14 protein-coding genes and 1 riboswitch are annotated in these 13,646 nt (G+C 71.8%); of the genes, 10 read left to right on the forward strand and 4 right to left on the reverse strand.

All coding sequences use genetic code 11. The features are described from left to right. Window positions 1-280: 280 nt before the first annotated feature. Window positions 281-1,102 carry an IclR family transcriptional regulator gene (locus tag ACLQ2R_RS34160; RefSeq protein WP_425965547.1) on the reverse strand — a complete coding sequence of 274 codons (822 nt, stop codon included), beginning with the start codon at window positions 1,100-1,102 and terminating at the stop codon, window positions 281-283. A gap of 64 nt (window positions 1,103-1,166) precedes the next feature. Between ACLQ2R_RS34160 and ACLQ2R_RS34165 the strand changes: the two genes are divergently transcribed. From ACLQ2R_RS34165 to ACLQ2R_RS34175, 3 genes are all read left to right on the forward strand, one after another. Then, the gene (locus ACLQ2R_RS34165) at window positions 1,167-1,829 is read left to right on the forward strand and encodes an SDR family NAD(P)-dependent oxidoreductase (protein WP_425965548.1); all 663 of its coding nucleotides are present in this window, start codon (window positions 1,167-1,169) and stop codon (window positions 1,827-1,829) included. Window positions 1,830-2,319: 490 nt separating this feature from the next. Then, window positions 2,320-2,763, forward strand: coding sequence for a hypothetical protein (locus tag ACLQ2R_RS34170; RefSeq protein ID WP_425965549.1), 444 nt, complete (start codon window positions 2,320-2,322; stop codon window positions 2,761-2,763). Further along, window positions 2,760-3,065, forward strand: coding sequence for a winged helix-turn-helix domain-containing protein (locus ACLQ2R_RS34175; RefSeq protein WP_425965550.1), 306 nt, complete (start codon window positions 2,760-2,762; stop codon window positions 3,063-3,065). The genes ACLQ2R_RS34170 and ACLQ2R_RS34175 overlap by 4 nt, the downstream gene beginning before the upstream one ends. A 397-nt stretch (window positions 3,066-3,462) precedes the next feature. On the opposite strand, the gene ACLQ2R_RS34180 is transcribed toward ACLQ2R_RS34175, so the two are convergent. Continuing rightward, window positions 3,463-4,206: an ABC transporter ATP-binding protein gene (locus tag ACLQ2R_RS34180; RefSeq protein WP_425965551.1), complete on the reverse strand. Its 744-nt coding sequence runs from the start codon at window positions 4,204-4,206 to the stop codon at window positions 3,463-3,465. Next, window positions 4,203-4,703, reverse strand: a complete 501-nt coding sequence (locus tag ACLQ2R_RS34185; protein WP_425965552.1) for a FecCD family ABC transporter permease — start codon at window positions 4,701-4,703, stop codon at window positions 4,203-4,205. Before ACLQ2R_RS34185 ends, ACLQ2R_RS34180 begins: the two co-directional genes overlap by 4 nt. Between ACLQ2R_RS34185 and metE the strand changes: the two genes are divergently transcribed. From metE to ACLQ2R_RS34205, 4 genes are all read left to right on the forward strand, one after another. Next, entirely contained in the window at window positions 4,681-6,381 is a 1,701-nt protein-coding gene (gene metE / locus ACLQ2R_RS34190) for a 5-methyltetrahydropteroyltriglutamate--homocysteine S-methyltransferase (RefSeq protein WP_425965553.1), read from the forward strand. The two genes, ACLQ2R_RS34185 and metE, sit on opposite strands and share 23 nt — an antisense overlap. After that, window positions 6,343-6,507: riboswitch (cobalamin riboswitch) on the forward strand. (Overlaps the previous gene by 39 nt.) 25 nt (window positions 6,508-6,532) lie before the next feature. Further along, entirely contained in the window at window positions 6,533-7,609 is a 1,077-nt protein-coding gene (locus ACLQ2R_RS34195) for an enoyl-CoA hydratase/isomerase family protein (protein ID WP_425965554.1), read from the forward strand. A 47-nt stretch (window positions 7,610-7,656) separates the two neighbouring features. Beyond that, window positions 7,657-8,406, forward strand: a complete 750-nt coding sequence (locus tag ACLQ2R_RS34200) for a helical backbone metal receptor (RefSeq protein ID WP_425965555.1) — start codon at window positions 7,657-7,659, stop codon at window positions 8,404-8,406. A 15-nt stretch (window positions 8,407-8,421) separates the two neighbouring features. Next, complete coding sequence (locus ACLQ2R_RS34205) at window positions 8,422-8,637, forward strand: hypothetical protein (RefSeq protein ID WP_425965556.1); 216 nt, start codon at window positions 8,422-8,424, stop codon at window positions 8,635-8,637. A gap of 58 nt (window positions 8,638-8,695) precedes the next feature. Here the strand turns inward: ACLQ2R_RS34205 and ACLQ2R_RS34210 are convergent, their stop codons facing one another. Next, window positions 8,696-9,325, reverse strand: a complete 630-nt coding sequence (locus ACLQ2R_RS34210; protein WP_425965557.1) for a LysE family translocator — start codon at window positions 9,323-9,325, stop codon at window positions 8,696-8,698. A 168-nt stretch (window positions 9,326-9,493) separates the two neighbouring features. Between ACLQ2R_RS34210 and ACLQ2R_RS34215 the strand changes: the two genes are divergently transcribed. The 3 genes from ACLQ2R_RS34215 (at window position 9,494) to ACLQ2R_RS34225 (ending at window position 13,555) form a co-directional block, all read left to right on the forward strand. Next, window positions 9,494-10,840 carry a PLP-dependent aminotransferase family protein gene (locus tag ACLQ2R_RS34215; RefSeq protein WP_425965558.1) on the forward strand — a complete coding sequence of 449 codons (1,347 nt, stop codon included), beginning with the start codon at window positions 9,494-9,496 and terminating at the stop codon, window positions 10,838-10,840. 456 nt (window positions 10,841-11,296) lie between these two features. Then, window positions 11,297-12,844: a rifampin monooxygenase gene (gene rox, locus ACLQ2R_RS34220; RefSeq protein ID WP_425965559.1), complete on the forward strand. Its 1,548-nt coding sequence runs from the start codon at window positions 11,297-11,299 to the stop codon at window positions 12,842-12,844. 81 nt (window positions 12,845-12,925) lie between these two features. Continuing rightward, window positions 12,926-13,555, forward strand: coding sequence for a TetR/AcrR family transcriptional regulator (locus tag ACLQ2R_RS34225; RefSeq protein ID WP_425965560.1), 630 nt, complete (start codon window positions 12,926-12,928; stop codon window positions 13,553-13,555). Window positions 13,556-13,646: the final 91 nt, after the last annotated feature.

Below are 13,646 nucleotides of genomic sequence, written 5' to 3' on the forward strand. Positions count from 1 at the left end.
GTATCGCTGGGCGGAACGCCGTACCGGATACGGTGATGCTAGATGTGACGCCAAAAGCAAGTCAAGGTATCTATCTGTGGTTTTTCAAGCTTGTAACACGAATGGGTGATTTGTCTCTTTCGTCACCATATACGAGGCAATAAATGCGCAACAGGTCGCTACACAGGGTGATCGAACGAGGTGAGGAAGGTGCCGCGACATCGGCGACGAGAGGTGGGCCGGAAATCCGGCCGATCACCGACGAAGGCCGGCCGGACTCAGCCGGCCGGACGCGTTCCGCTCAGGAGGACCGGTAACCGATCTGGCGGGAGATCTCGGTGGCGGCCTCGTGGACCAGACGGCCGTACTCCTCGATGTTGCCGACGCTGATCCGGCTGACCGGCCCGCAGACCGAGATGGAACCGTAGACCCGGCCCGTCGCCTCGCGGACGGCCGCCGCGACCGACGCCGCCCCCTGCTGACGCTCGCCGAGACTCACGGCGTACCCACGCTCCCGGATGGTCTCCAGCTCACCGGCCAGCCGGGCCGAGTCCTGGATCGTGATCGCGGTCAACGCCTCCAGCGGCTGCGAGGACAGGTAACCGCTGATCTCCTCGGGCTCCATGGCGGCCAGGATCGCCTTCGACGACCCGCCCGCGTGAAGGGGGTAGAGCGGCCCGAGCCGCACCGACATGCGGATCTCCTGCGGGGAGAGCACCTGGGTCAGGTACATGCGCTGGGTGCCGTACCGCACCGACAGGGTCGCGGTCTCCTTGGTGTGCGCGACCAGCCGTTCGAGATAGGGCTGGGCGATCTTCGGCACCTCCATCTGGGCCATCGCCGCCAGCCCCACACTCACCGCGCCGGGCCCCAGGCGATAACGCCGGGTGCGCTCGTCGACGGAGAAGAAATCGGCCGCCACCAGGGTGCGGACCACCCGGTGGACCACGGCCTTGCTCAGCCCGAGCGACCGTGCCAGCTCGGAGACGCCGATGTCGGGCTCCCTGGCCGCCGCGACGGCGAAGATCACTTGCAGGGCCCTGTCGATGCCGCTGCTGGTCTGCCCGTCGTCGGCGGAAGCCGCTCCGCCGGCCGTGTCCGCCTTACTCTCCTCCGCCCGCACAAGCCCAGAGCATAGCCCGGCCCCGGCTCCTCCGGCCTCATTCAATCCTGCTATAAATGTCCGGATGGCGAAGATTTCCCTGGTAGTGGGGGGTATGGGCGGCATCGGAGGTGCCTGCGCCGACCGCCTGCGCGCCCTGGGCCACGACCTCGTCGTCATCGACAAAGCCCTGGGCCACGACGCGAGCGACCCCTCCTCCGTACGGGCGGCACTCGACGGCGTCCCCCACCTGACCAACGTCGTCCACGCCGCCGGATCGGTCGGCGAGGGCGGCATCGAAGACCTCGACCTCGCCCAATGGCGCCGGGTACTGGACGACAACCTCACCTCCGCCCTGGTCGTCACCCGGGCCGCGCTCCCCCTGATGAGCGAGGGCGGCTCGATCGTCCTGTTCAGCTCGGTCAACGGCCGCCACGGCGGCAACCGCCTGTCCGGCCCCGCCTACGCCACCGCCAAGGCCGGCCTGATCGGCCTCACCCGCCACCTGGCCAAGGACCAGGCGGCCAGGAGGATCCGGGTCAACGCGGTGGCCCCCGGCCCGGTGGCGACCCCGATGCTGAGCCGCCTGTCCCAGGAGGAACTGGACGACCTGCGAGGCCAGATCCCCCTCGGCCGGGTCACCCCGCCCGAGGAGATCGCCGGCACGGTCGAGTGGTTGTGCTCCCCCGCCGCCGCGTCCGTCACCGGAGCGGTGATCGACGTCAACGGCGGCATGTGGATGGGCTGACGGCCGCTTCCACCCAGGACACGACGCGGCCCGTGCCGGTCAGGCCGGGCTCGCGATCCCCCTTGAAAAGAACACGTCCGGTGCGCCCGGCCCCGTCCCGCTCACCTCCGGCGAACACCGGTGAGGCCGGGTTTCGAGCCAGGCGCCTTCGGCCGGGTCACGGCCTCGCGCATGGCCGGCCGCCCGTTCGCCGCCCGTGGCGGGTGGCGCTCTTGCGCGCGGGTTCGGTGTGCCCGATCGGGGCCGTCACGCCCACCGGTCTCATCGGGACTGTCGCCGGCCTCGACCGTGATGGACGCCCTCGTGATGAACGCGCCCCGCTCCGATGCCGGGGGCGGATGATCTGAGAGCGTCCTCTCGCGGAAGCTCCTCCAGGCCGACCACGCGGGGCGTACGCGGCCACGACCGTGGGACTCCGATGGGCAGGACTGGATGCTTGAACGACGGTTAAGTACTCTTCTACAAGAGAAGTAGATGAGTAGGAGGAAACATGCATGAACACAACGGCCTGTCGGCGGAGGCCGCCCTCCGCGAAGTGGACCGCGCGCAGGGCACCGTACGAAAGTCCGATCGCCGGGGCGCGTACTTCTTCCTGGGGATGTGGCTCGCAGTCACCGGCTACTGGCTGATCAGGCTGCTCGGCCCGGCGACGGTTATGACGTACGCCACTGTGGCCCTCGGCGTCACTGTCGTGACCGGCCTCCTCCACGCCTCCCGGCAACGGGTCTACGGCCGGCTACACTCCCGGCTCTCCTACACCGTCACCTGCGCGTTCATGGGAACGACCGTGGCCGGGACCCTCTACGTCATGTTCCTGCACCCGCAGGAGCCGGGCGCCCCGCGCACGGTCGCCGGTGTACTGGTCGCGCTGATCGCGAGCGCCCCTCTGCTGTACGGCGCGGTGCGCATGCTCCGCTCCCCGGAGCATCGGTGAGCCATCCACGGCACGCGCTCGACGAGATCATCCACGCCCCGGTGCGGTTGTCCATCATGGCCATGCTCGCGGCGGCGGAGACGGTCGAGTTCGGTTTCCTGAGGGACGCGGTCGAGGTCAGCGACTCACTGCTGTCCAAGCACGTCAGCACGCTGGAGAAGGCCGGATACGTGCTGGTGACGAAAGGCTTCGTCGGCAAACGCCCCCGGACCTGGCTGGCGCTGACCGACGAAGGGCGCGGCGCCTTCCGGGACTACACGTCCATCCTCCGGCAGATCACGGAGGGGTCCCACCGCACCTGAGACGCGGGGGCGTCCGGGGCCCACGACACGTTTCGCACCGGCCCTCTGCACGTCATGACCTGACGGACACCCCGGCCGGTCATCGGTGGCGCGCCCGGCCGGGAGTATCGTCACCGTCACGTCCAGGACGAGCGGCACGGCTCCGCCCGTCAGCGCGAGCCGTGCCCGTCCCCGCCGACCGGTGTCCGCCTTTCGGCGGGGACGGGATCGCCCATGAACATCACGCGGACACCGGACGGACACGGATCGGCCGTCATTTGCCATAGTTGCTTTTGCGTCTTTCGTTTGTTTTTTACAATACGATGCCCTTTACAAAGTAGATCACTAATGTCCAATATTCCGGCGATACCGTGCCTTCGGAACCGGGCGGACGGCGACAGGGCCCGCAGCCGAGGGATCATCGCTCCTCCTTGAACCGTTCGAAGACGAGCTGGGTGCGCCGCACGGCGCGCACGCCGTACACCTGGCGGATCAGGCCGGGGGTGAGGATCTGAGCGGGCGCTCCGCCGGCCACGACGCGACCGGCGTTCATCACGTAGAGGCGGTCGCAGAAGGCGGTGGCCTGGTTGAGGTCGTGCAGCACGGCCAGGGTGGTGATGCCCAGCTCGCGTACCAGGTGCAGGATCTCCAGCTGGTGGCGGACGTCGAGGTGGGAGGTGGGCTCGTCCAGCAGGAGCAGGCCGCTCTGCTGGGCCAGGGCGCGGGCCAGCAGGACGCGTTGTCTCTCCCCGCCGGACAGGGTGACGAAGATCCGCTCGGCGGCGCCGGTCAGGCCGACGCGCTCCAGCGCCCGCGCGCACAGCTCCTCGTCGGCGGCGGCGTCGGCCCGGTACGGGGTGCGGCCCATGGAGACGATCTCGGCCACCGTGAAGTCGAGGTCGGCCGGGCTGTCCTGGGTGAGCACGGCGGTGCGCCGGGCGGCCTGGCGGGCGGGCAGCCGGTGCACGTCGTCGCCGCCCACGGTGACGATCCCGGCCGCGGGGCGCAGCGCCCGGTAGATCGAACGCAGCAGGGTGGACTTGCCACAGCCGTTGGGCCCGACCAGGCCGACGAACTCCCCCTCGTCCACCCACAGGTCGGCCTCGTGCACGATCGGGTGGCCGTCGAGGGCGACGGACACGCCGCACACGTCGAGCCTCACGTGAGGTTCACCGCCCGGTCCGCCGAGCGGCGGCGCAGCAGCCACAGAAAGCACGGCACGCCGAACAGGGCGGTGACGATACTGAGAGCCAGTTCCTGCGGGGCGTTGACGGTGCGGGCGGCGATGTCCGCGAGCTGCAGGAACACCGCGCCGAGCAGGGCGGTGACCGGCAGCACGCGGCGATGGTCGGCGCCTGCCAGCAGGCGGGCGGCGTGCGGCACGATCAGTCCGACGAACGCGATCGCGCCGCTGGTGGCCACCATCACGCCGACCAGCAGCGAGGTCAGCACGAACAGGGTCAGGCGCAGGCGGTGTACGTTCACGCCGAGCGAGATGGCCGTCTCCTCCCCCGCGGCGACATCGACGGCCTCGAGGGCGGGCTGGGCGAGCACGCGGGTGAGCCATGCCCGCGCTGCGGCCGTGTCCTCGCTCGAGCGCCGGACGTGTCTTTCGTGACTCGCGAAGGAGAGTTCCGTGACCGAGCGTTCGCTCGCCACCGTCTACGGTTACCCCCGACAGGGAGCCGACCGCGAACTGAAGAAGGCCGTCGAGGGCTACTGGGCGGGCCGGGTCGATGCCGCCGGGCTCCGCGACACCGCCGCCCGGCTGCGCGCCACCACCTGGCGCGAACTGACCGACGCCGGCCTGGACGAGGTGCCCTGCGGTGACTTCTCGCTGTACGACCACGTGCTGGACACCACCGTCATGGTCGGCGCCGTCCCCGGACGTCACCGGGCCGCCGTCGCGGCCGACGCGCTGGACGGCTACTTCGCCATGGCACGCGGCACCCGGGACGCCGCCCCGCTGGAGATGACCAAATGGTTCGACACCAACTACCACTACCTGGTGCCCGAGCTCGGCCCTGACACCGTGTTCACCGCCGACCCCGGCAAGCAGCTCGGCGAGCTGAACGAGGCGCTGCTGCGGGGCCACAGGCCCCGGCCGGTGCTGGTCGGCCCGGTCACCTACCTGCTGCTGTCCAAGCCGGCCCCCGGCGTCGCGGCGGACTTCGACCCGCTCTCGCTGCTGGACGAGCTGCTGCCCGTCTACGCCGAGATCCTCGCCTCCCTGTCGGAGGGGGGCGCCGAGTGGGTCCAGCTCGACGAGCCTGCGTTCGTCCAGGATCGGCCGCGGGAGGTCCTCGAGGCCCTGGCGCGCGCCTACCGGCTGCTCGGCGGCCTGACGCGGCGCCCGAAGATCCTGGTCGCCGCCTACTTCGACCGGCTCGGTGAGGCTCTTCCCGTCCTGGCGGCCGCGCCCGTCGACGGCCTGGGGCTCGACTTCACCGGCTCCGCGGCGGCCAACCTGGAGGACCTGGCCGCCGTCGGGGGCCTGCCCGGCAAGCGGCTGGTGGCAGGCGTCGTGGACGGGCGCAACATCTGGATCAACGACCTCGAACGCTCCCTGGCGACGCTCGGGACGCTGCGCGGACTCGCCGGCCGCGTGGACGTCGCGGCCTCCTGCTCCCTGCTGCACGTGCCCCACGACGCCACACTGGAGACGAACCTCGACCCCGAGGTCCGGCGCTGGCTCGCCTTCGCCCGCCAGAAGAGCGCCGAGATCGTCACTCTCGCCCGGGGCCTCACCCTGGGGACGGACGCCGTCGCCGATCTGCTCGACGACAACAGGGCCGCCCTGCGCTCCCGCGCCGAGTCGACGCTGACCCGCGACCCGGCCGTCCGCGAGCGGAGCGCGGACGTCACCGGCGCCGACAGCCGCCGTGCCGCCCCCTACGGCGAGCGGGTCGCGGCCCAGCGCGCCCGGCTCAAGCTGCCGCTCCTGCCCACCACGACGATCGGCTCCTTCCCGCAGACGAACGAACTGCGGGTAGCCCGCGCCGACCTGCGCGCGGGCCGCATCGACCAGGCCGCCTACGACGAGCGCATCGCCGCCGAGATCCGCGACGTCCTCGCCTTCCAGGAGGAGGCCGGCCTCGATGTCCTGGTCCACGGCGAGCCCGAGCGCAACGACATGGTCCAGTACTTCGCCGAGCGGCTGGAGGGCCACGTGGCCACCGAGCACGGCTGGGTGCAGTCCTACGGCAGCCGCTACGTCCGCCCGCCGGGCCCTCGCCCCTTCTTCCCTGACCCGATGATCGGGTGCCGATCTGGACTTACTAGGACGTCCAACTATATGTTCGTGGGCAAGGCCCGCGGCGCGGGGAAGCCGGTGTGAATCCAGCGCGGTCCCGCCACTGTGACCGGGAAGTGCGACATCGACGGCCACCGGCGAAAGCCGGGAAGGCCTGATGACGCATGTCGATCCGGGAGTCAGGACACCGGCCGCGGGGTGATCCGTGTTGTCCACGAGGATGGAGCGAACACGCATGGCATCGGTACGCGCCCGCGAACCCGGAACCGACGTCGGGGTCGAGACCGTGGTCGTCGGCCGCCTCGGGCGCGTCCTGCTCGACCGGCCGCGTGCCCTGAACGCGCTGACCCACGACATGGTCCGCCGCATCGACGCCGCCCTTCGGGAGTGGGCCGACGACGAGAGCGTCGTCACCGTGCTCGTCGGCGGCGCGGGCGAGCGCGGGCTGTGCGCCGGAGGCGACATCCGCTCCATCTACCACGACGCCAGGGCGGGCGGCGGCGCCTCGGCGGCCTTCTGGCGGGACGAGTACCACCTCAACGCCCGCATCGCCCGGTACGGCAAACCGTACGTCGCCCTGATGGACGGCATCGTCATGGGCGGCGGTGTCGGGGTCTCCGCGCACGGCGGCGTGCGGATCGTCACCGAGCGCACGACCCTGGCCATGCCCGAGACGGGCATCGGCTTCGTCCCGGACGTCGGCGGCACCTACCTGCTGTCGCGCGCGCCCGGCGAGCTGGGCACCCACCTGGCGCTCACCGCCTCCTCCGTCGGCGCGGGCGACGCCGTGGCCTGCGGGCTGGCCGACCATTTCGTGCCGTCGCGGGACCTGGAGGCGTTCACCGCCGAGCTGGCCCGGCGGGAGGTGACCGAGACGGTCGCCTCCTTCGCCCGCCCCGTTCCCCCCGGTGAGCTGGCCGGGCAGCGCGGGTGGATCGACGCCTGCTACGCCGCCGACACGGTGGAGGAGATCGTGGAGCGGCTGCTGGACAGCGGCGAGAGCGCGGCCGAGGAGGCCGCGGAGCGGATCGGCGGCAAGTCGCCGACGGCGCTGAAGGTCACCCTGCGCTCCCTGCGCCGCGCCCGGGAGCTCGCCTCCCTGGAGGAGGTGCTCGACCAGGAGTACCGCGTCTCACTCAGGGCCCTGACCTGTCCCGACCTGGTGGAGGGCATCCGCGCCCAGGTGATCGACAAGGACCGCTCCCCGCGCTGGTCGCCCCCCACCCTGGCCGAGGTGGGCGAGCGGGAGGTGGAACGCTTCTTCGCACCCCTGGGCGAGAACGAGCTCGGCCTGGCGGGAGGGACCCGATGAGATCACCGGCCCCGCGCCCGGGGCCGGGGCCAGGGAGGACCTCGACGATGCTCGACGACCTCGGCACCCCCGCCGGGACGCACGGCGCCGTCCGGCGCGTGGTGTCCCTCGTCCCCTCCCTCACCGAGTCGCTCGCCGCGACCGCGCCGCACCTGCTGGCCGGCGCGACCGACTGGTGCACCCACCCCGCGCCGTTGCCGGTACGGCGGATCGGCGGCACCAAGAACCCGGACCTGAACGCGATCGTCGCCCTGGAGCCGGACCTGGTGCTGGCCAACGAGGAGGAGAACCGCCCGGCCGACCTGGAGGCGCTGCGGTCGGCCGGGGTGGCGGTCTGGGTGACCAGGGTCCGCACCCTGCCGGAGGCGTTCGCCTCCCTGCGCCGGATGCTCACGCTGGCCTGCGGCCTTCCCGAGCCGGACTGGCTCGCCGCCGCCGAACGGGCATGGGCCGCTCCCCCGGTCACCGCGGAACGAAAGGCGGTGATCCCCGTCTGGCGCAAACCCTGGATGGTCCTGGGACGCGACACCTTCGCCGGTGACCTCCTGCTCAAGCTCGGTGTCCGCAACCTCTACGCCGGCCACCCCGAACGCTATCCGGGGATCGCCCTGCCCGAGCTGCTGGCGGCGGGCGCCGACCTCGTGGTCCTGCCCGACGAGCCCTACCGGTTCACCGCCGAGGACGGCCCCGGATTCTTCCCCGGGACACCGGCCGCGCTGGTCAGCGGCCGGCACCTGACCTGGTACGGCCCGTCCCTGGTCGAGGCGCCCGACGTCCTGCGAGCCGCCCTGGGCTGAGACCCGATCTACTGGATGGGACTCGGCATGCGCTCGGCGCTGCTGCCGGACGCGGCGGTCGCCGTCGAGATCGGCGAGTCCTGGCGGCACCTGGAGACCGCGGGGGTGCTGGGCGCCTGGGCGGTGCTCGGCCTGCTCCTGGCGCCGGTCCTGCTGCGGCGGATGGTGCGCGGGGAGTCCGGTTCGAGCGTGGCCGCCCGCCGCGAGCGCGCCCTGCGACGGGTCGGCTGAACACGGTGCCCCTCACGGCACCATGACCCTCCGGACGCGGCCCGGTGACGCGAGAGGGTCATGGCCGAGTCGCGGTCCCCGCGTTGCCGACGACGAGCATGACGGCCAGCACGCCGAGCAGGCCTCCCATCGCGATCCGCTGCACCCGCAACCAGTCGGGGCGACGCGCCAGGAAACCCGAGATCGCCCCGGCCGCGAGCACGATCGACAGGTTGACCGACACGGCGACCAGGATCTGGAAACCTCCGAGAATGACACCCTGGAGCAGCACGTTCCCCTTTTCCAGGTCGACGAACTGCGGAATGATCGAAACGTAGAGAATGGCGATCTTCGGGTTGAGAAGATTGGTCATCAACCCCATGCCGAAAAGCCGGCGCGGGGAATCGAAGGGGATGTCCCTGACGGTGAAGACCGAGACGCCCCCCGGTCTGACGGTGTTCCAGGCGAGCCACAGCAGGTAGAGGGCCCCGGCGATCCTGATGACGGTGAGCAGGTGCGGAAAGGCGTGGAACAGCACCGCCAGCCCCAGGTTCGCCCCGGCGAGGTAGACCAGGAACCCGGCCGCGACACCGCCCAGGGAGATGATCCCGGCACGACGCCCCTGGCTGACGGTCCGCGACACCAGGTACACCATGTTCGGGCCAGGGGACAGCACCATTCCCAGCGCGATCGACACGACACCGATCAAAGCGCTTTCCTCGACCATCGTCACCGGACCTTCCACCTCGACAACGGACGATTGTTCGCACCGATCTCCGGAATATCGCGAGCCTAAGTCCCCTCCCGTCGCACTGCAATATGAAAAATTGATCTCGGAGCAATGTCGTGCTTTCATCCTTACCGGAGAGGAGAGGGCATGAACGACTACCGTCTGGTCGCCGACGAGGTGGCCGCGGACATCGGGGCCGGGCGGCTGCGGCCGGGTGACCGGCTGCCGACGCAGCGCGACTTCGCCCGGCGGCGCGCCATCGCCGACTCCACCGCCGCCCGCGTCTACAAGGAGCTGGCCCGCCGCGGCCTGACCGTGGGCGAGGTCGGGCGCGGCACCTTCGTCCGCGCCACCGCCCCGCTTCCCGGCCCGGCCCTCGCTGAACCGTCCGCGAGCAGGATCGACCTGGAGCTCAACCACCCGGTGGTGCCCGGACAGGCGGCGCTGCTCGCGGACGGCCTGGGCGCCCTGCTGCGGCCCGGCGTACTGGAGTCGTCGATGCGGCCGGTCGGCGCGGCCGGCACCCCCGTGGCCCGCGACCGCGTCCGCGACCTGCTGGCGCGCGGGGACTGGCGCCCCTCCCCCGATGGCGTCCTGTTCGCGGGGAACGGGCGGCAGGCGATCGCCGGGGCCATGGCCGCGCTCGCCCCTCCCGGGACCCGTGTCGGGGTGGAGGAGCTCACCTACCCGCTGCTCAAGACCATCGCGGGCCACCTCGGGGTCACCCTCGTGCCGCTGGCCGTCGACGAGGCCGGGCTGCTGCCCGGTGCCGTCGAGGCCGCCTTCCGCAGGGCCCCGCTCAACGCCGTCTACCTCCAGCCGACGCTGCACAATCCGCTGTCGCTCACCATGCCCCCGGAGCGGAGGGCCGAGATCGCCGACGTGCTGGAGCGGCTCGACGTCCACGCGATAGAGGACTCCGTCTGGTCGTTCCTGTACGAGGACGTCCCGCCCCTCGCCGCCTTCGCCCCCGGCCGCGTCCTTCTGATCGACAGCCTCTCCAAGCGGCTCGCCCCCGGGCTGACGCTGGGATTCGCCGTCGTGCCCGAGGCCGTGTCGGCGCACGTCGCGACGGCCCTGCGCGCCGGAGGCTGGACGGCCACGCGTTTCGCGATCGAGGCGGCCGTCCGCTGGATCGGCGAGGGCGCCGAGAGCACCGCGGGGACGGTGGCCCGCGCCAAACGGCGCGACGCCGCGCTCCGGCAGGAGATCGCGACCCGGCAGCTGGGCGGGTTCGCGGTGCGCGGCGATCCTCGCTCCTACTACTGCTGGTGGGAGCTGCCCAAGCCGTGGCGGACCGACACCTTCGTCGCCGCGGCCGCCCGCCAGGGCATCGCCGTCACACCTGCGGCGGCCTTCGCGGTGGGCCGGTACCGCGCCCCGAACGCCGTCCGCGTCGGTCTGGCCTCCCCGCCCGCCGAGACCCTGGAACGAGCCCTGTCCACGCTCGCCCGCCTCGCCCGCTCCACTCCGGAGGAGCTCCTGGCCGAGTGAGGCGGGGCGGATCAACGGGGCGAGGGACCTCGGTGCATTGCTCCCCCGGACCAGGCCCCGCGCCTCGAAACCCGGCCGGAACCCCGATCGCCCGAACCCGCGGCCCGGGCCGGTGATCCGCCCCCCGCGTTCGGCGGCGAGGTGCGTCCCCCGGGCTCGCGCCGGCGGGCACCCGGCGCGCCGGCCCCGTTCACGGCGTCCTCCGACCGGCCCGGCCGATGACGGACACCGCGACCGCACGGGCCCGTCCGGAACCGTGATCACGTGATCGGAAAAGGAGTGGACGGGGCGATTCCCGGACCTGTAGCTTTCCGTCGATCGTGACACCGCCCGAGGAGGTGAGCCCCATGAACGCTGTATCGATGTGGGTGCTCCCCCTTGCCGTCACGGTCGGGCGATCGACGTAGGTGTCGCCGGGAGCGCCTCCCAACAGGGCACTTCCGAAAGGCAACACCCATGCACTCTCAGCAGGTCACCGCCGAGCCGCCGTCGAAAGACGGGGCCGGGCACGACTCCACGACGGGCGACGTCCCCCGCGTCCTCCCGTCGCCGGCCTCCGGCGCCGGCCACCCGCCCCTCACGTTCGACGTGATCATCGCCGGGTGCGGGCCGACCGGTGCGATGCTCGCCGCCGAACTGCGGCTGCACGACGTGCGGGTCCTCGTCCTGGAGAGGGAGACCGAGCCCACGTCGTTCGTCCGCATCGTCGGCCTGCACATCCGCAGTCTCGAGCTGATGGCGATGCGCGGGCTGCTGGACCGCATTCTCCCGCACGGAAGACGGCGCCCGGCCGGCGGTTTCTTCGCCGCCATCCCCACACCCGCGCCCACGGGCCTGGATTCCTCGTACGCCTACCTGCTGGGCATCCCGCAGCCGGTCATCGTCCGCCTGCTCGAAGAGCACGTGATCGAACAGGGCGCGCTGGTCCGGCGCGGTCAGGCGGTAACCGGTTTCACGCAGGACGACGAGGGCGTGACCGTCGAGCTGTCCGACGGGGAACGGCTGCGTTCGCGCTACCTCGTCGGCTGTGACGGCGCGCGCAGCACGGTGCGCAAACTGCTCGGCGTCGGCTTCCCCGGCGAGCCCTCACGGAACGACACGCTCATGGGCGAGATGAGAGCGGACGCGCCACAGGAGGAGATCGCCGCCAAGGTGGCCGAGATCGGCGCGAGCCGTCATCCGTTCTGGCTCAGGCCCTTCGGCGAAGGGGTCTACAGCGTCGTGGTCCCCGCCGAGGGGGTCAGCGCCCGCACGGAACCGCCCACCCTGGAGGATTTCAAACGGCAACTGCGCGCCATCGCCGGGACCGACTTCGGCGTGCACTCCCCGCGCTGGCTGTCCCGTTTCGGGGACGCCACCCGGCTGGCCGACCGTTATCGGGTCGGGCGGGTGCTGCTGGCCGGCGACGCGGCGCACATCCATCCGCCCATGGGCGGGCAGGGCCTCAACCTGGGCGTTCAGGACGCGTTCAACCTCGGCTGGAAACTGGCCGCGCAGATCCGCGGCTGGGCGCCGGAGACGCTGCTGGACACCTACCAGGCCGAACGTCATCCGGTCGCCGAGGACGTGCTGGACAACACCCGCGCCCAGGTGGCGCTGGCGTCCCCCGAACCGGGCCCGCGGGCCGTGCGCAGGCTGTTCACCGAACTGATGGACCTCGAGGAGGTGAACCGCCGTCTGATCGAGAAGATCACCGCGATCGGCATCCGCTACGACTTCGGCGAGGGCCCCGACCTGCTCGGCCGCCGCCTGCGCGACATCGACGTGAAGCAGGGCAGCCTCTACGGGCTGCTGCACCGCGGCCGCGGCCTGCTGCTGGACCGCACCGAACGGCTGAGCGCCGGCGGCTGGTCGGACCGGGTCGATCACCTCGCCGATCCCACCGCGGCGCTGGACGTGCCGGGCGTCCTGCTGCGCCCCGACGGCCACGTCGCCTGGATCGGCGACGACCAGCGGGACCTGGACGACCACCTCTCCCGCTGGTTCGGCGAGCCCATCGGCTGATCACCCCCGCCCCCGTCCCCGGCCCTGGCGGCCGGACGGCCCGTGGAGGTTCGCCGGGGACGCGCGTGAGATGCTGCACGGGTGACGACGACCGGCTCCGCCGCCTCCACCCCGGCCCGCCGGCGTGGCCGTCCCGGCCATGACCAGGCGGCGATCCTGCGCACCGCGGTGGAGCTGTTCAACCGCAAGGGGTACGACGCCACGAGCATGGGAGACCTGGCCAGGGAGCTCGGCCTGACGAAACCGGCCATCTACCATCACGTCACGAACAAGGAGCAGCTGCTCGGCCAGGCGCTGGACGACGCGCTCGACGAGCTCACGGCCGTCGTGGACGAGGCCATGCGGGAGCGGGCCGGGACGAGCGCGTACGGGCGGCTGCGCGAGGTGACGCGGCGCAGCGTCGAGGTGCTCGTGGCGCACCAGCCGTCCGTCACGCTCCTGCTGCGGGTACGCGGCAACAGCGAGGTCGAGCTGGCCGCGCTGGAACGGCGCCGGAGGCTGGACGACTGCCTCGCCCAGCTCGTCGCGGACGCCGTCGCGGAGGACGCCCTGCGCGACGACGTGCCACCGGCGCTGGTGAGCCGGCTGCTGTTCGGCATGGTGAACTCGCTGGTCGAGTGGTACCGCGCGGACGGGGCGTTCGACCCGGTGACGATCGCCGACGTGATCACCCTCATCGCCTTCGACGGCCTCGCCCGGCACGAGCCCTGAGCCACGACCCAGTACGAGTGCTGAGCCACGGCCCGGCACGAGCCCTGAGCCACGGCCCCGCACGAGGTCCGGGTCAGCGCCCGGCCCGGTA

This window comes from Streptosporangium sp. DT93 (assembly GCF_049844535.1).
Taxonomy (GTDB): Bacteria; Actinomycetota; Actinomycetes; order Streptosporangiales; family Streptosporangiaceae; genus Streptosporangium.

What these genes read in the sequence shown, in the direction of transcription:
- ACLQ2R_RS34165 (WP_425965548.1), top strand. Translation starts at nt 1,167, where the DNA reads ATGGCGAAGATTTCCCTGGTAGTGGGGGGTATGGGCGGCATCGGAGGT.
- ACLQ2R_RS34170 (WP_425965549.1), top strand. Translation starts at nt 2,320, where the DNA reads ATGCATGAACACAACGGCCTGTCGGCGGAGGCCGCCCTCCGCGAAGTG.
- ACLQ2R_RS34195 (WP_425965554.1), top strand. Translation starts at nt 6,533, where the DNA reads ATGGCATCGGTACGCGCCCGCGAACCCGGAACCGACGTCGGGGTCGAG.
- ACLQ2R_RS34200 (WP_425965555.1), top strand. Translation starts at nt 7,657, where the DNA reads ATGCTCGACGACCTCGGCACCCCCGCCGGGACGCACGGCGCCGTCCGG.
- ACLQ2R_RS34205 (WP_425965556.1), top strand. Translation starts at nt 8,422, where the DNA reads ATGGGACTCGGCATGCGCTCGGCGCTGCTGCCGGACGCGGCGGTCGCC.
- ACLQ2R_RS34215 (WP_425965558.1), top strand. Translation starts at nt 9,494, where the DNA reads ATGAACGACTACCGTCTGGTCGCCGACGAGGTGGCCGCGGACATCGGG.
- rox (WP_425965559.1), top strand. Translation starts at nt 11,297, where the DNA reads ATGCACTCTCAGCAGGTCACCGCCGAGCCGCCGTCGAAAGACGGGGCC.